Below are 17,632 nucleotides of genomic sequence, written 5' to 3' on the forward strand. Positions count from 1 at the left end.
CCTTTAGTTCTGAATAAAGGTCTTGCGGTAGTGCCGCAACTCTTCAATCGAGTCCTTGATATCATCCAGCGCCAGGTGTGCACCGGATTTCTTTACGCCCGCCAGCGCCTCTGGCTTCCAGCGGCGCGCCAGCTCTTTCAGCGTACTCACATCCAGATTGCGATAGTGGAAATAGTCTTCCAGCTTAGGCATATAACGCGCCAGAAAACGGCGGTCCTGACAGATGGAGTTGCCACAAATTGGTGATTTGCCCTTTGGCACCCACTGCTCCAGAAACTCAATAGTGGCCTGCTCCGCCTGCTCGGTGCTGACATCGCTGGCCAGTACCCGAGCGGTCAGGCCCGACTTGCCATGCTGGCGGGTGTTCCACTCATCCATGCCGTTCATGATTTCTTCGGACTGGTGAATCGCGTACACCGGCCCCTCAGCAAGTACATTGAGCTCGGCGTCGGTGACGATGGTGGCGATCTCGATGATCACATCGGAATCCGGCAGCAGCCCGGTCATTTCCAGGTCAATCCAGATCAGCCGGTCATCTTTGTTTTGTTCATTGCTCATAATTGTTAAATCCGCTACTAAAAAACTCTAAATACGCTACTTAAGCCTGTAAATCCTCTACAATGCCAGAAGTTTTTACACGATCGAAATTCTTACTCCACTATAACAGCTAACGACATAGCAGCTAACTACCGGCAATGACTTCATGAGCAAACGTAAACTGACCCGTCGCCAGGCCTGGCGCATCCAGAAAGTTCAGGATGAGCGCGCTGCTCGCGCCGCCAAACGGGCAGAAAAAGCTCAGGAAAAAATCGAGGAGGGGGATCTGGGCCCCGAACAGCATGGTCTGGTCATTGCCCACTACGGCACTCAGGTACTGGTGGAAGCCACCGACGGCGACAATCAGGGGCAGGTGCAACGCTGCCATATGCGAGCGAATCTGGGCTCACTGGTCACCGGTGACAAGGTGGTCTGGCGCAGCGGCGCCCCGCTGGGGGTTATTGTCGCGGTGCTGGAGCGGCACTCCCAACTGAGCCGCCCCGACCCCTACGGCGACATGAAAACCGTGGCCGCCAATATCGACCGCATCCTGATTGTGATCGCCCCCTACCCGGAACCGGTCGGCAATCTTATTGACCGCTATCTGGTGGCCGCAGAAACGCTGGATATCCAACCCATCATCCTGCTCAACAAGATTGACCGCATTGATGACAGCAATCGCGATAACCTGCAGACACTGCAGGAACGCTATCAGGGGCTGGGCTATGAATGGCTCAACGTCTCCACCAAAACCCAGGAAGGGCTGGCCGAGCTGATCGATTATCTCGCCAACTACACCAGTGTCTTTGTCGGGCAATCCGGAGTGGGCAAGTCATCACTGATCAACATGCTGCTGCCAGACGAGAACCTGAAAGTGGGCGAACTGTCCGAGATCAATCAACAGGGCACGCACACCACCACCACCGCTCACCTGTTTCACTTTCCCGCCGGGGGGCATTTGATCGACTCACCGGGCATCCGGGAATTTGGCCTCTGGCATATGGACGAGCAGAGCCTGCTGGAAGGATTTGTGGAATTCCGTCCGTTTCTCGGACACTGCAAGTTTCGCGACTGCGCCCATCAAAGCGAACCCGGCTGCGCGATTCAGGCAGCTCTGGAAAACGGTGACATCAGTCCCATTCGCATGGCCAGTTTCCGTTATATCCTGTCGACACTGGATCAGAATCGTTAAATGACAGAAACCCGAGCCATTTCCAGTACAATAGCCGCTCTGCGGTCAGTACCACTTCCCATTATCTGATAAGACATTCCATGAAAGACAGACTATTTATTGCATTCCAATACCTCGTTCCCCAGCACGCCCTGTCACGCATGGCCGGCTGGCTGGCAAACACGTCGATCAGCTGGATCAAGGATCCGTTTACCCGCTGGTTTGTAAAACGCTACGACATCAATATGAGCGAGGCGGTTGTAACGGACCCCTGCGCATACAGCTCGTTCAACAACTTCTTTACCCGCGCACTGAAGCCGGAAGCCCGCCCCATCTGCGATGAAGACGCCGCCATTGTCTGTCCAGCCGATGGCGCCATCAGTCAGATTGGCGATATTAAGCACGGCCGGATCTTTCAGGCCAAGGGACAGGATTACAGCCTGCTGGAACTGATCGGTGGCGATGCAGAGACCGCCAAGTCTTTCGAGGACGGCAAGTTTGCCGTGGTGTACCTGTCACCCCGCGATTATCACCGGGTGCATATGCCACTGGCTGGCACCTTGAAAAGCATGACTCATGTACCGGGCGACCTGTTCTCGGTCAACGACACCACCGCCGAGAACGTGCCACGCCTGTTTGCCCGCAACGAGCGTGCGGTCTGCCTGTTTGATACAGAAGCCGGCCCGATGGCCGTGATTCTGGTAGGCGCCATGATTGTGGCCAGTATCGAAACCGTGTGGGCTGGACAGGTCACCCCGGAGCCTCGCACCATTCGTACCACCCACTACGACGGCAGCCAGACCTTTAGCTATGCCACGGGCGATGAGATGGGCCGCTTCAAGTTGGGATCGACAGCTATTGTGCTGTTTGGCAAAGACGCCATGGAGTGGAGCGAAGACTTTACTGCCGGCTCTGCCACGCTGATGGGCGAGAAGATGGGCATTGTTCGGTAAACCACGCACAACCCAGGCACCTACAAAAAAAGACGCTCATTGAGCGTCTTTTTTTGTAGGTGGGTCTAAAATAGGAAAGCTTAAACGTCAGTTGGGATCAGACATTAACGTCGCTTTAAAAATGAAAACAGGCTTTTTTTCTCGTCAGTAAACAGATAGTCATCACGGATTTTCAGAATGTCGACATCGAAACTTCCCGGCTCCAGATCCTGGGCAATTTCGATTTTTTCCACTTCATCGAAACGTTTTTTACCACTGTCCACCAGGGCCTGTTTGCGACGGTCATCCTCGGCCAGATCGAGAGTAATGTGCTTGGCCAGCGGCTCTTTAAAGGCGTCCAGCACAATAACCACTTTGGGCTTCAGACGGCGTTCAAAGTTTTGTTCGACCACCACCGCCACTTCGCCGGTGTTCAGCTCTACCAGCGTGCCGGTAGGGTAAAGACCGATGGCACGGATAAATTCTACCACCAGTTCTTCCTGGAATTCTTTGTCCCGTCGCTCGTACAACTTGGCTACAGCGCGGGAAGGTGCCAGTGGGTACATCTCCCCACGTGGATTGGTAACATCATCGTAATAGGTAACGATGCCGGCCACCTTGCCAAGCAGGGGAATCTTGTCTCCGCGCAATTGCTGGGGAAAGCCACTGCCATTGACCCGCTCACAGTGGGTCTTAACCACAGAAATCACTTTCGGTTCGACCTGGGGGGTCTTCCTCAGAATCTCCACACCAATTTCGACAAAGCGCTCGTATTCTTTCTCTTCTTCCGGGGTGCGTTGGGACTTGTTCAGCAGCGACCGTTCGAGTTCGGCCTTTCCCACATCTTTCAGCAAGACGCCCATTGCCAGGACATCCAGATCCTTTTTCGCCATGCCCACATGACGACCAAAGATAATCGCCCACACCGCAGAACGAACCGAGTGGCCGTAGGTATGCTCATCCGCCTCTTTTACCCGGGACAGCTAGGTAAAAGCGTCGGGGTTGCGCAGCACACTGTCCACCATCTGGCTGGCAACCCGCTTGGTCTCCTGCACTGGCACAGCCTCGCCGCTGCCCAGTTGCTGCATAACCTCGCCGATGGACTTGAACACCGCCTGGTGCAGTTCACGGGCGTGCTTGACCTCTTTCTTGAGGGGGGTTTCATTCTTGTAAACGTCACGACGGATCTTGAGAGGGGAAACGTCAATTTTGACTTTACTGGAGCGGGACGGGCGCGCCCCTTTGCGCTGAGGCTCGCTGGTGATGGTTTTCAGGCGGGCGCCGACCGGGCCCGCGCCCTTGGCCACATCGATATAGACATGGCGGCAGTGAGCTTTCAGCTGGCGAATCTCTTCAGCTTCACGGATGTAAAAACCCTGCAGAGGAAACGGCGTCTGAGTCCACGGACGATCGAGTCCAGACACGAACATACCGATCGTGACCTCATTCACGTCCACTTTGACTTGCTTTATGCCCATTGCAACCGCCCCGTCGCCCATCCGGCACGCCCCCTGTTTCACTCAAACCCTAAATAGGCTCGAGTATACAGACCCTGCGCCGGCCGCCATTGTATCCGTTCACACTTTAAATAATGAAATACGCGAAAGACAAGCAAAAAACCGTCAGCGGGCAGCCAGAGTAATCACCCGCCAAACTCACTGACCAACGCGTATTTACCAGAAAACATCCTTATTATAGTAACAAGTTGGGCTAAGCAACATTTTCTTAATAACCGCTCAACCTCTGGGCCTAGCCTTCTGTCTGGTGATATTGAGCCGAAAGCTCGTGCACAGCTTCAAAGAAGGCCCCGGCGTGAGCCGGATTAACCTCCGGAGTGACACCGTGGCCGAGGTTAAAGATATGTCCCGATCCCTGGCCATAGGATTGCAAAATTGTGGCCACTTCTGACCGAATGCGCTCAGGCTGAGCGTAAAGCACGGCAGGATCCATATTCCCCTGCAGAGCGACACGATCCCCAACCCTTGCACGGGCAGCGCCAATATCCGTCGTCCAGTCCAGCCCCAGCGCGGTGGCACCGGTATCCGCCATGGATTCCAGCCACTGGCCTCCGCCCTTGGTGAACAGAATCACCGGCACCTGGCGACCCTCATGCTCCTTGATCAGGCCATCGATAATGCGCTGCATGGGGTTGAGCGAGAACTCAAGATAGGCATTGTGACTGAGGGCACCGCCCCAGGAATCAAAAATCTGCACCGCCTGGGCACCGGCCAGAATCTGTTGATTCAGGTAGTCAGTGATGGACAGCACCAGCTTGTCGAGCAATACATGCAACACTTCCGGCTGATCGTAAAGCATCGCTTTGGTGCGGCGGTAATCTTTGGATGAGCCACCTTCGACCATATAGGTCGCCAGCGTCCAGGGGCTGCCGGTAAAACCGATCAGAGGTACACGGCCATTCAACTCGCGGCGAATGGTGGATACGGCATCCACCACGTATGTCAGGTCCTTTTTCGTATCCAGTACCGGCAAGGCCTCGATTTCGGCAGCGGTTCTGGCCGTTTTTTTGAAGCGTGGCCCTTCACCGGTCTCGAAATACAGCCCCAGTCCCATGGCGTCAGGTATTGTCAGGATATCGGAAAACAGAATCGCCGCATCCAGTTGCGGATAGCGATCCAGTGGCTGGAGGGTCACTTCGCAGGCTTTTTCAGGATTCATGCACAGACTCATGAAATCACCGGCTTCGGCGCGGGTTGCGCGGTATTCAGGCAAGTAACGACCCGCCTGGCGCATCATCCACACGGGAGTCTTATCCACAGGTTGCTTTAACAGTGCACGGAGAAAACGATCATTTTTTAATTCGGTCATGGAGCCTCTGGTAGCCATCGCTACAAATCAGAACTGTGTGTCATTGAAAGTGCGGGCATTGTACGCGAAATGTACGGTCAAGTCCCTCGGCGAAACCTATGAATGCCATGGGTTTACTTCGTTGCGACTTCCAGCCTTGTGATTCAACCGGATACAAAAAACCCCGCATCGGTGCGGGGTTTTTGTGGATCAGCATTGAAAAGCCACCGATCAGACGTCCAGGTAATCCAGGATACCTTCCGCAGCCTCACGGCCTTCCCAAATCGCGGTAACCACCAGATCAGAACCGCGTACCATGTCGCCTCCGGCAAACACTTTCGGGTTGGAGGTCTGGAATTTGAACTCTTGCTTCTCCGGCGCTTCCACACCACCCCAATCGTTCACGTTGATCTGATGATCAGCAAACCAGGGCTCCGGACTTGGACGGAAACCAAAGGCGATCAGCACCACATCGGCCGGCAGAATCTCTTCACTGCCAGGAATCGGTTCAGGACGACGACGGCCGTTTTCATCAGCTTCACCCAACTGGGTGGTCACCACTTTCACACCTTCAACCTTGTCCTCACCGACAATGGCGATGGGCTGGCGGTTGAACAGGAATTCGACGCCCTCTTCACGAGCATTCGCCACTTCGCGCTTGGAGCCGGGCATGTTCTCTTCGTCGCGACGATAGGCACAGGTCACCGATTCCGCCTGCTGGCGAATGGAGGTACGGTTACAGTCCATAGCGGTATCACCACCACCGAGCACCACCACTTTTTGACCTTCAACACTGATAAAGTCAGCGGGGTCTTTTTCAAAGCCCAGGTTGCGGTTGACGTTGGACACCAGGAACGGCAAGGCATCAAACACACCGGGCAGATCTTCACCGGGGAAACCGCCCTTCATGTAGTTGTAGGTCCCCATGCCCATAAACACGGCATCGTATTCACTGAGCAATTCTTCCATGGAGATGTCTTTGCCAATCTCGGTGTTCAGGCGGAATTCGATACCCATCTCGGTAAAGATTTCACGACGGCGAACCAGTACTGATTTTTCCAGCTTGAACTCGGGAATACCAAAGGTCAGCAGGCCGCCAATCTCGGGATAGCGATCAAAAACCACCGGTTTGACACCGTTGCGCACCAGCACGTCGGCACAACCCAGACCGGCAGGTCCGGCGCCGATTACGGCCACTTTTTTGTCGGTCCAGACAACGGACGACATGTCCGGCTTCCAGCCCATGGCAAAGGCGGTATCAGTAATGTACTTTTCTGCGTTACCAATGGTCACGGCACCAAAGCCGTCGTTCAGGGTACAGGCGCCTTCACACAGACGGTCCTGCGGACACACACGACCACAGACTTCCGGCAAGGTGTTGGTCTGATGACTGAGCTCTGCCGCTTCAAAAATATTGCCTTCGGAAATCAGCTTCAGCCAGTTTGGAATGAAGTTGTGTACCGGGCATTTCCACTCACAGTAAGGGTTACCACACTCGAGACAGCGATGAGACTGGTTGGCGACCTGCTCTTCACTGAACGGCTGATAAATTTCGACAAACTCGGTCTTGCGAGTTTCGATCGCTTTTTTGTTGGGATCCTGTCGACCCACATCCAAAAACTGAAAGTTGTTTTTTAAACGGTCAGCCATAAGCTCTATCTCTAAATTGCGTTTGTTGCCGTTAAACCTACGGGCTTAGTGTTGTCTGCGCTGCTGGAGCCAGCAGCGATTAAAGACCGAAACGACGCAGCGGCGACTTACTCGCCGCGCTGCTTGACGTTATCCAGCAGCTGCCCAAGGCCAGCCGCTTTCGGTTTAACCAACCAGAATTTACCAATGTAGTCTTCGAAGTTGTCGAGCAACTCCTGTCCCCAGGCACTTCCGGTTTCCGCAACAAATTCTTCGATGATTCCACGCAGATGATTGCGATGGGATTCCAGCGCCTCACGGTTAATGCGGTGGATTTCAATCAACTCGTGGTTGTACTTGTCAACAAAAGTGTTGTTTTGATCCAGTACATAGGCAAAACCGCCTGTCATACCTGCACCGAAGTTGACGCCAGTTTCGCCAAGAACCGTCACGATACCGCCAGTCATGTATTCACAGCAGTGGTCACCAGCGCCCTCGACAACAACATGGGCACCGGAGTTACGAACACCGCAACGCTCGCCTGCACTGCCCGCAGCAAACAGTTTGCCGCCAGTCGCGCCATACAAACAGGTGTTACCCATGATGCTGGTTTCATTGGATGCAAACTCAGAACCTTGAGGCGGACGCAGGACAATCTTGCCACCTGCCATGCCTTTACCGACGTAATCGTTGGCATCACCTTCCAGGTACAGTTCCAGGCCGCCGGCGTTCCAGACACCGAAACTCTGACCGGCAATACCGGTGAGGTTCAGCTTGATCGGCGCATCAGCCATACCCTGGTTACCGTGACGCTTGGCGATTTCACCACTGATACGCGCACCGATGGAACGATCACAGTTGGTGATATGGAAAGAAAACTCTCCACCGGATTTCGCCTCAATAGCCGGCAGCAACTCTTTCACCATACGCTCGGCACACTCGCCTTTATCGTAAGGCGTGTTGCGCTCTACGCTGCAGATCTGCGGCTTGCTGTCGAGCAATTCATCGGTATACACAATCGGGCTAAGATCCAGCTTGGCCTGCTTGTCGGTAGTTCCCTCGATGCGCTCCAGCAGGTCCACACGACCCACCAGCTCTTCAATCGTGCGAACCCCCAAACGGGCCATCCACTCGCGGGCTTCTTCCGCCACAAACTTGAAGAAGTTGATCGCCATATCGACCGTGCCGATGTAGTGCTCATCACGCAGCTTGTCATTCTGAGTGGCAACACCGGTTGCACAGTTATTCAGGTGACAGATCCGCAGGTATTTACAACCCAGAGCAACCATCGGTGCCGTACCAAAGCCGAAGCTTTCAGCCCCCAGAATCGCAGCCTTCACTACATCCAGACCGGATTTCAGACCACCGTCGGTCTGAACACGAACCTTGTCACGCAAATCGTTGGCACGCAGAGTCTGGTGAGTTTCACTCAGGCCCAACTCCCACGGCGAACCAGCGTAGCGGATAGAGGTCAGCGGACTCGCCGCCGTACCGCCGTCGTAACCGGAAATGGTAATCAGGTCAGCGTAAGCCTTGGCTACACCAGCCGCGATAGTACCCACACCCGGACGGGAAACCAGCTTCACGGACACCAGAGCATCCGGATTCACCTGCTTGAGGTCGTAGATCAGCTGAGCCAGATCCTCAATGGAATAAATATCGTGGTGCGGCGGTGGCGAAATCAGGGTCACACCAGGTACCGAGTAACGCAGACGGGCAATCAGGTTATTCACCTTGCCACCGGGCAGCTGGCCGCCTTCACCGGGCTTGGCACCCTGAGCAACTTTAATCTGCAAAACTTCAGCATTCACCAGATAGTGAGGAGTCACACCAAAACGACCGGACGCAATCTGCTTGATCTTGGAAACCTTGTTGGTACCAAAACGTACAGGGTCTTCACCACCCTCACCGCTGTTGGAGCGCCCACCCAAAGTGTTCATGGCCTGAGCCAGCGCCTCGTGAGCTTCCGGCGACAGGGCACCGAGCGACATGGCCGCGGAGTCAAAGCGACGCACGATGGATTCCATCGGCTCTACTTCACTGACATCGATAGGCTGCAGACCTTCTTTCAGCCCCAACAGATCGCGCAGTGTCGCAGTAGGACGGGAATTGACCAGCTCGGCGTAGTCACGCCACGCCGAGTAATCACCGCTCTTCACCGCTTTTTGCAGTGCCTGAACCACATCGGGGTTAAAGGCGTGGTATTCCTCACCGTGCACGTACTTCAGCAGACCACCCTGAGAAATCGGCTTGCGTTTCTGCCAGGCCGTTTTCGCCAGCGCTTTCTGATCTTTTTCCAGATCCTCAAAACCCGCGCCCTGAATACGACTCGGGGTGCCAGCAAAACAGAGATCGATCACGTCGCTGTTCAGACCAATGGCTTCAAACAGCTGTGCACCGCGGTAAGACGCTACAGTGGAGATCCCCATTTTGGAGAGAATTTTCAGCAGGCCTTTGTTCAGACCTTTGCGATAATTGGTGTACGCCGACGTTGCATCCAGCAGCAACTCACCGGTTTCAATCAGCTCGTTGATCACCTGATAGCTCAGGTACGGATAAACCGCAGTGGCACCGTAACCAATCAGCGCCGCCAGATGGTGCGAATCACGGGCGGTAGCGGTCTCAACAATAATGTTGGCATCGCAACGCAGGCCAGCCTGAGTCAGGCTGTGGTGCACAGCACCGGTGGCCAGCAAACCGTGAATTGGCAGTTTGCCTTCTTCAATCACCTTGTCAGACAGCACCATCAACACCTTGCCGTTGCGAACGGCTTCGGCTGCATCGGCAACCAGATCGCGGATGGCCTGCTCCAGCGTTTTCTCTGCCGGATCGTAACTGAGGTTGAACACCTGAGCTTCATAGCCCGGACGGTCACAATTCAGCACGGCCTGATACTTGGCCGGAGACAGCACAGGCGATGTCAGGATGATGCGGTCGGCATGGGCATCGGTCTCATCATAGACAGACAACTCACGACCCAGACAGGTTTCCAGAGACATCACAATGGCTTCGCGCAACGGGTCGATCGGCGGGTTGGTTACCTGTGCAAACTGCTGGCGGAAATAATCGTAAACACTGCGCTCTTTCGCAGACAGTACTGCCATTGGGGTATCGTCACCCATGGAGCCCACAGCTTCCTGACCGCCTTCGGCCAGAGGACGCAATACCTGATCGCGCTCTTCAAACGACACCTGAAACATTTTCAGGTAGGTCTTCAGATCTTCGCGAGAAATTGGCTCGTCTGCACCTTCAACACCCAGAGTGGTCTCGATGCGCATGGCCTTTTCATTCAACCACTGCTTGTAAGGCTTGCTGCCTTTCAGCAGTTTGTCGACGTCTTCGGTGTGGAACAGCTCGCCGGTTTGTGTATCCACGGACAGGATCTGTCCAGGCCCCAAACGGCCTTTGGCAACCACATCTTCAGGCTTGTAATCGTAGGTGCCCACTTCCGAGGCCACCGTAATGAAATCGTCTTTGGTAATCACCCAGCGAGACGGACGCAGGCCGTTGCGATCCAGGGTACACACCGCGTAGCGACCATCGGTAATGACCAGACCAGCCGGACCATCCCACGGCTCCACGTGCATGGAGTTGTACTCGTAGAATGCGCGCAGATCCGGGTCCATGTGTTCCACATTCTGCCAGGCTGGTGGTACCAGCATACGCACAGCGCGATGCAGCTCCATCCCCCCGGTGAGCAACACTTCCAGCATATTATCCAGGCTGGAGGAGTCAGAACCGGTACGGTTGACCAGAGGTGTGATGGATTCAAGATCCGGCAGCAGCTCGGTCTGGAATTTCGGCGTACGGGCGACAGACCAGTTGCGGTTACCCATAACGGTGTTGATTTCACCGTTGTGCGCCAACATGCGGAACGGCTGCGCCAATGGCCACTGAGGCGAGGTGTTGGTGGAGAAGCGTTGGTGGAATACGCAAATGGCGGTTTCCAGCTCATCGTTGGCCAGATCCAGGAAGAACTTTGGCAGATCCACCGGCATCATCAGGCCTTTATAGGAAATCACCGTGGCGCTGAGAGAGGCAATATAAAAGCTCTTGTCACCCGCCAAGCGCTTCTCGGCAAGACGACGAGCCATAAACAGACGCGCGGTCAATTCCTGCTGGGAGTATTCGGCATCAGCCTCAACAAACAGGTGAGAAAACTGAGGCAGCGAGGCCATGGCGATTGGCCCGAGGCAACTGGTATCGGTCGGAACGGTTCTCCAGCCTACGGCCTTCAAGCCCTGAGCCTGCAACTCTTCCTCTACGATAGAACGCGCGGCTGCCGCGACCTCATCATCGCGGGACAGCATAATAGAACCAATACCGTAGATGTCAGCCAGTTCGACACCCAGTTCGGTCTTGGCGACCGTGCGCAAAAAGCCATCCGGCTTTTGCAACAGCAGGCCACAGCCATCACCGGTTTTACCATCAGCAGCGATACCGCCGCGATGGGTCATACAGGTCAATGACTCAATAGCAGTTGTCAGCAAACGATGGCTGGTCTCACCCTTTAAGTGGGCGATCAAACCAAAACCACAGTTATCTTTAAATTCGTCTATCTGGTAGAGGCCAGTGCTCATAGGCGGTCTCTCAGTAATCCAACAAGAATCTTTATCAAGGGCTCAAACCTTTGTGATCAGGCCTGAGACAAAAAAGCCCCTGTCTAATTGAGGGGCTCCTTGGCAAATGGGCGCAGAATATTACCCGCTTGCGGCCTGGTTGGCAAGTTCAGCAATGGAGCCCTCTTAAAGGCGGCCCCTTAATGTCGCGATAGTGCAGCTAAATGCCGCGATAATCTTTGATCTTTGCATGCACATCCCCGACGCTACGCGGCCAGGGGCCCGCTTTCTTCTGCTCTTCAGGCAGCGATGCCACCCCCTGACGAGCCGCTTCTACGGTGGGGTAGTTCCCGGCCACGACCACATACCACGGCTTTCCCGACCGGGATGACGTAAACAACCGCAATGCGCTCCTGTTCTTCTGCTGCTCCATGTAAGCCTCAACAGCGGGCTCTGAGCTGCTCGCCATCACCTGCAGCACATAGTGAGACGACGCCAACGACATCAGATAGCGCTCATCTGCAGACAGTGTCGACGAGGCTTCTGCCTGCGACGCCTGATCGATTGCAGCCACCGGTTTTTCCACACTGTCGACTGTGCCGCTCTGCGTCTCCGGACCCAGTATAGCAGGGGAGCTTATCTCACCCCCTGCGTCACCGACCTGACTAACAGCCACCCCCGGGGCAGACTGGTCATCAACCGCCGATGAGTCACCGGAAGAATCTGTAGTCAAAGGCACCTTCACCGGTACCACCGTACGCTCCACAACCTGATCACTGGAAACAAGCTGGCCTTCTTCGCCGGCCCCATTTGGGTCATTACCTCCAAACCAGCTGTCTTTATAAAAGAAAGCCATGAGCAATACACCAAACAAGACCACCAGACTGAATATATGTCCAACCGGCAGCCCCAGCCCGCGATCTTGACCAGCCGCCGCAAACTGCGCCTGCATCTTGTCGATCAGCAAATCCCTGGCAGGCTGGTGAGCCATCCCCGGCATTCCGGAAGACTGTACGTAAAGATATTCCAGCTCGCTATCATCAAAAGGCAAGTCATCATTCCAACCCGCAACCTCTAACTTCAGCGCCAGATATTCGGCCATCTCCTCTTCCGACAGCGGTGGCAGCACCACATCGTGCAGAAGGATATCCACCATGGCAAAACTGTCGAGACGGCCGATCAAATCCAGATCGCCAAACATCACCACCTGAAAAGGCAAGTCATCATCCTGACGGGACGACTGCAACAAGCTCACCAGCGCACTCAACACCGCATCACTCAGCAGGTGAGCATCGTCCAGCAACACAAGCAGGGGCTCGTCCTGCGGCTGCACCAGTTGATGCCGGATGGCCGAGATCAACTCTCCGGCACTGGCCTCCTCGGAAACCTCACAATCCAGGGCAAACGCAATTTCACTAAAAACCTGCTCCGGTACGGTCAGCGAATTGGCTGAAATGTCAGCCTGCTTGAAGCGCTCGCTCAACTCTACTGCCAGCTGGTTTTTCAGCGTCGTACGGCCACTGCCCTGCTCGCCAGCCACAACCACAACACTGGCGCTGAAGCGGGACAAATGCACCACCTGCTCCAGCACCTGTTCGCGCTGCGCACCGGCATAAAAAACAAAGTCATCCGGCGAAAGTCCGGCAGTCATTTCAAACGGATCAAATAAAAACTGATAGGCCTCCAGATAATCCGATGATGAAGACGCCACCTTCCCTGCAGTGTTTGCGAACCCCATGACAGCCAGTACTCCTTGCCAGTGACAGATCTGATAGCGCACCTTAAACACCTGGGCGCACCATTTCTACGCATCTTGTCACACTGGTTTATCGCCCGCAAAGTAAAAACGGGCCCGCCACACAACTCGCGAAAGAAACCGATAACAAATTCAGACAAACCTTGGGGAAAAAGCTGTTTTATACGCCAACAAACGACCAAACGCCTGCCCATACTGAATACAGAGCAAGCGCTATGCCATTGTTACAGGCTAGATAACTGATCAGGAAAAGAAACGGCTAACCGCAGCGAGCATTAAGGCCAAGCACTAACACTCGGCCAGCGTTTGTTTGAGATTATCGAGGGAAAAGGTCTTGGTCACCAACGCCTTGCCAATACTCTCGAGCAATACCAGACGCAACTGCCCATCCAGCACTTTTTTATCCACCGCCATCAAACCAAGAAATTCATCTTCAGTCATCGCCTCCGGAGAGGCCACGGGTAAATTGGCCCGCATCAGAAGACGCTGCAGACGCTCTACTTCCGAGAACGCTATATTGCCTTCACGTGCAGAAAGATCCGCGGCCATCAACATACCCGTCGCCACCGCCTCACCATGCAACCAGCTGCCATAACCCTGAGCGGTTTCAATGGCATGACCAAAGGTATGCCCGAGGTTCAGGATTGCCCGAATGCCACCTTCACGTTCGTCCTGCGCCACCACATCCGCCTTGCACTGGCAAGAACGCTCAATGGCATAAGCCAGTGCCTCACTGTCGCAGGCGATCAGTTTTTCAACATTAGTTTCCAGCCAATCGTAAAACGGCTCATCTACGATCAAACCGTATTTGATCACCTCAGCAATACCCGCTGACAACTCTCGTGGCGGAAGCGTTTGCAGCACCTGAGTATCGATAATAACCGCATTGGGCTGATAGAAAGCCCCGATCATATTTTTACCCAGCGGGTGATTAACACCGGTTTTGCCCCCGACAGATGAATCCACCTGAGACAACAAGGTTGTCGGCACCTGAATGAAGTCCACACCACGCTGGTAAGACGCCGCGGCAAATCCAGTCATATCCCCCACAACCCCCCCACCCAGGGCAATCAGAGTGGTGGTGCGGTTATGCCGGTCCTCCAACAGGCGATCAAAAACCAGAGAGAGAGTATCCAGTGTTTTAAACGCCTCACCATCAGGTAAAACCACACAGGATACAGTCAGACCATCCAGCGCCGACTTAACACGATCCAGATACAAAGGCGCAATGGTTTCGTTGGTAACAATGCACACCTGCTGGCCATGAATATGAGGACGCAACCACTGGGGGTCTCCCAAGAGGTTTTCACCAATATAAATCGGGTAGCTACGATCCCCGAGATCGACGTGTAATGTGTGCATAAGAAGCAGAACCAAGCTTGAGAAAGGAAGGGACGGACCCCGTCAAAACTGGCAGTCTACCATAAGCACCGAGCAGGTAGGAGTCAGTGAGAATGACGCTGGTATTGCTGGGCAATCTCTTGGGCGACAGCTTTAGGGCCGCGACGATCAGTCTGAATCACGATATCAGCAACTTCCTGATACAGCGGATCCCGATGGGCAATGAGTTCGCGAATTTTCGCTTGCGGATCAGCCACCTGCAAAAGTGGTCTTTTTTTATCTTTGTAAGTGCGCTCCACCAACTGGTCGACGGAGGCCGTCAGGTAAACGACAATACTGTCACCCTTCAGCAGCTCGCGGTTTTCCTCGCGCACCACAATACCGCCTCCCGTAGCCAGTACCATGGGTTCAGCCACCAGTAGATCTTTCAACACAGCGGTTTCGCGCTGACGAAAACCGTCCTCACCTTCAACATCAAAAATCCAGGGGATGTCAGCTCCCGTGCGGTCTTCAATCACCCGGTCACTGTCAGAAAAAGGCAGATGAAGGATGCCTGCAAGCAATTTACCGATGGTAGACTTGCCCGCCCCCATAGGGCCGACCAGAACAATAGTTTGTGACATCGATTGCTTACCAACATTTAGACTTTAAAACAGGAAGGACGCAATGAAACCATTTTCCATTGCGCCCTTGCAACCAGTATTGAGCAACTACTGGATTGATCAACGGAATAGGCTAATTACTTAGCCGTCGCGTCTGTCAGGATTTTCGGAGTGATAAAGATTAACAGCTCACGCTTGGTCTCACTTCTGACATCCTGACGGAACAGACGCCCCATATAAGGCAGATCACCCAGAAACGGCACTTTGGTCTGTCCAGTAACCTGCTCGGTCTGGAAAATACCGCCCAGCACCACAGTCTGACCGTTGGCCACCAACACTTGTGTTTGCAGCTCAGTCACATCAATGGTGGGAATCCCGCTGGCAGTATCAATTGCACCAACCGAGTCCTGATTCACCTTCAAATCCATAATGATATTGTCATCCGGCGTAATCTGCGGCGTCACATCCAGCTTCAATACCGCCTCTTTAAAAGAGGTAGAAGTTGCACCGCTGGAAGAGGCCTCTTGATAGGGAATCTCTGTACCCGACTCAATGCTGGCTTTTTGCTTGTCACCGGTAATTACTTTAGGTTGGGACACAATTTCAGCATAACCAGAATCTTCCAGTGCAGAAATCTCCATGCTCAGCAACACATTGTCATTGAGGAAGCTCATGGCAAAGCTGCCAGCTGGATTCGCAATCCCGAGATCCACCATCAGGTTTTCTTCCAAATCGGTGGTACCACCACCAAAGAAGAAGTCAGCAGGAGAACCGGGATCACTATCCAGACCATCTTGCGAGCCAGACACTTCGATTAAAGAGTTCCCCGGAGTATCGACACCAATGGCTCCCCATTTAATACCCATTTCCTCGGCAAAGTTGGTATTGGCGATTACAATGCGGGCTTCAATCATCACCTGACGGATAGGAATATCCACCTGCTCAATCAACTTCTTGAACTCGTCAATCTTATCCGCGGTGTCGGTCAAAATAATGGAGTTGGTACGCTCATCCACAATAGCAGAGCCACGCTCAGAGAGAATACTGGCGGTGGAGCCACCATCACCGGAGCCGCCGCGATTACCGCCACCGCCGTTGTTACTTTTACCAAACAACTTAAACAACTCAGTGGCACTCGCATAACGCACACGGATGTATTCCGTACGCAGTGGTGCCAGCTCCTGTAACTGCTTTTGGGTTTCCAGTTCCTGACGCTCACGCTCGGCAATTTCTGCTGCCGGTGCCACCATCATCACATTACCCACCTGACGCTTATCGAGCCCTTTGGTTTTCAGCACCAGATCCAGAGCCTGATCCCAGGGGACATTGTCCAAACGCAGGGTGATATTGCCGGTTACCGTATCACTGGCCACCAGATTGAGTTCGGTAAAATCTGCAATCAACTGCAACACTGAACGCACTTCGATATTCTGGAAGTTCAACGACAGCTTTTCACCGACGTAATCAAAACGGGCTTTCTTCTCGGCAATCTCCTTCTGTGTCAGCGGTTTTACACTGACGACGTAAGTCCCATCCGCCTGATAGGCCAGGTAATCGTAATCGCCAGTCGCGCGAACAGTAAGTTTTACGTCACTCCCTTCAGCCTCAGCGTCGACAAAAGTCACCGGCGTAGCAAAGTCCACAACATCGAGACTGCGGCGCAGGGATTGTGGCAGCTGGGTATTCATGAAGGTGATTTCAACATCATTGGCATGCTGAACAACATCAATATTCACGGATGGATCGGTCAACTGAACGATGACCTTGCCCTCTCCGTTTTCGCCGCGACGAAAATCGATATCATTAATTCCCAATGACGAACCACTGAGACGGGCAGACGTACTTTGAGAAACAGAGTCTTCAACCCGGTCATTACTGGCAAGATAATTACCGGCGGTCTGACTGCCGACTTCAATAACCAGATCATTCCCTTCTGTACGGGTGTTGTAAGCGGTCAACTGGGAGAGGTTCAGAATCAGACGCGTACGGTCTTCGCTGCTCAGCACCACTGCGGACTTGGCGTTATCAAAAGACAAGGGAAACTTGCGCTGGGCCAGACTGTTATCGACACCTTCAAAATCCAACACAATTCTGGCTGGCTGTTCAATGGTATAACCGGTAGGCTGGCCCGGCAGAGCATCGAACCCCAAACGAACTTCAAACCGGTCTCCGGGCAACTCCGCAAAACGAACGTCTTGCAGGGTACTGGCCGAAGCCACTGCGGAGAGGACGGTCAGCATCGTCGCCCCGATCATCGCCGCGGCAGCCCCCACACTTCGCTTAAGATGCATTGTTAACAT

12 protein-coding genes are annotated in these 17,632 nt (G+C 54.0%); 2 read left to right on the forward strand and 10 right to left on the reverse strand.

Annotated elements, in window-relative coordinates; genetic code table 11:
- Positions 1-3: 3 nt before the first annotated feature.
- Positions 4-558 carry an oligoribonuclease gene (gene orn, locus KOI40_RS00870; protein WP_216095523.1) on the reverse strand — a complete coding sequence of 185 codons (555 nt, stop codon included), beginning with the start codon at positions 556-558 and terminating at the stop codon, positions 4-6.
- Positions 559-703: 145 nt separating this feature from the next.
- Here orn and rsgA point away from each other — a divergent pair, with 145 nt between their 5' ends.
- Positions 704-1,729 (forward strand): small ribosomal subunit biogenesis GTPase RsgA, encoded by a 1,026-nt coding sequence (gene rsgA / locus KOI40_RS00875; protein ID WP_216095524.1) that lies wholly within the window; start codon positions 704-706, stop codon positions 1,727-1,729.
- Positions 1,730-1,809: 80 nt separating this feature from the next.
- A complete protein-coding gene (gene asd / locus KOI40_RS00880) occupies positions 1,810-2,661 on the forward strand; it encodes an archaetidylserine decarboxylase (RefSeq protein WP_216095525.1) in 852 nt (283 codons plus the stop codon).
- Positions 2,662-2,765: 104 nt separating this feature from the next.
- Here the strand turns inward: asd and KOI40_RS18790 are convergent, their stop codons facing one another.
- The 9 genes from KOI40_RS18790 to KOI40_RS00925 all read right to left on the reverse strand — a co-directional run bounded on the left by KOI40_RS18790 (position 2,766) and on the right by KOI40_RS00925 (position 17,623).
- The gene (locus KOI40_RS18790; RefSeq protein ID WP_255568206.1) at positions 2,766-3,623 is read right to left on the reverse strand and encodes an HD-GYP domain-containing protein; all 858 of its coding nucleotides are present in this window, start codon (positions 3,621-3,623) and stop codon (positions 2,766-2,768) included.
- On the reverse strand, positions 3,624-4,118 hold the full coding sequence (locus KOI40_RS18795) for a DUF3391 domain-containing protein (protein ID WP_216095527.1): 495 nt from the start codon (positions 4,116-4,118) through the stop codon (positions 3,624-3,626). It abuts the gene before it with no gap.
- Between the two features lie 271 nt (positions 4,119-4,389).
- Positions 4,390-5,466, reverse strand: coding sequence for a uroporphyrinogen decarboxylase (gene hemE / locus KOI40_RS00895; RefSeq protein WP_216095528.1), 1,077 nt, complete (start codon positions 5,464-5,466; stop codon positions 4,390-4,392).
- 210 nt (positions 5,467-5,676) lie between these two features.
- Positions 5,677-7,095 carry an FAD-dependent oxidoreductase gene (locus tag KOI40_RS00900; RefSeq protein ID WP_216095529.1) on the reverse strand — a complete coding sequence of 473 codons (1,419 nt, stop codon included), beginning with the start codon at positions 7,093-7,095 and terminating at the stop codon, positions 5,677-5,679.
- Between the two features lie 107 nt (positions 7,096-7,202).
- On the reverse strand, positions 7,203-11,654 hold the full coding sequence (gltB, locus tag KOI40_RS00905; protein ID WP_216095530.1) for a glutamate synthase large subunit: 4,452 nt from the start codon (positions 11,652-11,654) through the stop codon (positions 7,203-7,205).
- 199 nt (positions 11,655-11,853) lie between these two features.
- Positions 11,854-13,371, reverse strand: a complete 1,518-nt coding sequence (locus KOI40_RS00910) for an AAA family ATPase (RefSeq protein WP_216095531.1) — start codon at positions 13,369-13,371, stop codon at positions 11,854-11,856.
- A gap of 306 nt (positions 13,372-13,677) precedes the next feature.
- A complete protein-coding gene (gene aroB, locus KOI40_RS00915) occupies positions 13,678-14,751 on the reverse strand; it encodes a 3-dehydroquinate synthase (RefSeq protein ID WP_216095532.1) in 1,074 nt (357 codons plus the stop codon).
- 83 nt (positions 14,752-14,834) lie between these two features.
- The gene (gene aroK, locus KOI40_RS00920) at positions 14,835-15,353 is read right to left on the reverse strand and encodes a shikimate kinase AroK (RefSeq protein ID WP_216095533.1); all 519 of its coding nucleotides are present in this window, start codon (positions 15,351-15,353) and stop codon (positions 14,835-14,837) included.
- 116 nt (positions 15,354-15,469) lie between these two features.
- The gene (locus KOI40_RS00925) at positions 15,470-17,623 is read right to left on the reverse strand and encodes a type IV pilus secretin PilQ (protein WP_439653221.1); all 2,154 of its coding nucleotides are present in this window, start codon (positions 17,621-17,623) and stop codon (positions 15,470-15,472) included.
- Positions 17,624-17,632 lie beyond the last annotated feature (9 nt).

Source organism: Pseudomaricurvus albidus (assembly GCF_018863235.1).
GTDB lineage: Bacteria > Pseudomonadota > Gammaproteobacteria > Pseudomonadales > Cellvibrionaceae > Pseudomaricurvus > Pseudomaricurvus albidus.

Bases quoted from the DNA above. Each gene is read 5' to 3' on its own strand.
- aroB (WP_216095532.1), bottom strand. From the start codon at position 14,751: ATGCACACATTACACGTCGATCTCGGGGATCGTAGCTACCCGATTTAT.
- asd (WP_216095525.1), top strand. From the start codon at position 1,810: ATGAAAGACAGACTATTTATTGCATTCCAATACCTCGTTCCCCAGCAC.
- KOI40_RS00900 (WP_216095529.1), bottom strand. From the start codon at position 7,095: ATGGCTGACCGTTTAAAAAACAACTTTCAGTTTTTGGATGTGGGTCGA.
- KOI40_RS00910 (WP_216095531.1), bottom strand. From the start codon at position 13,371: ATGGGGTTCGCAAACACTGCAGGGAAGGTGGCGTCTTCATCATCGGAT.
- aroK (WP_216095533.1), bottom strand. From the start codon at position 15,353: ATGTCACAAACTATTGTTCTGGTCGGCCCTATGGGGGCGGGCAAGTCT.
- rsgA (WP_216095524.1), top strand. From the start codon at position 704: ATGAGCAAACGTAAACTGACCCGTCGCCAGGCCTGGCGCATCCAGAAA.
- gltB (WP_216095530.1), bottom strand. From the start codon at position 11,654: ATGAGCACTGGCCTCTACCAGATAGACGAATTTAAAGATAACTGTGGT.
- KOI40_RS18795 (WP_216095527.1), bottom strand. From the start codon at position 4,118: ATGGGCATAAAGCAAGTCAAAGTGGACGTGAATGAGGTCACGATCGGT.
- KOI40_RS00925 (WP_439653221.1), bottom strand. From the start codon at position 17,623: ATGCATCTTAAGCGAAGTGTGGGGGCTGCCGCGGCGATGATCGGGGCG.
- orn (WP_216095523.1), bottom strand. From the start codon at position 558: ATGAGCAATGAACAAAACAAAGATGACCGGCTGATCTGGATTGACCTG.
- hemE (WP_216095528.1), bottom strand. From the start codon at position 5,466: ATGACCGAATTAAAAAATGATCGTTTTCTCCGTGCACTGTTAAAGCAA.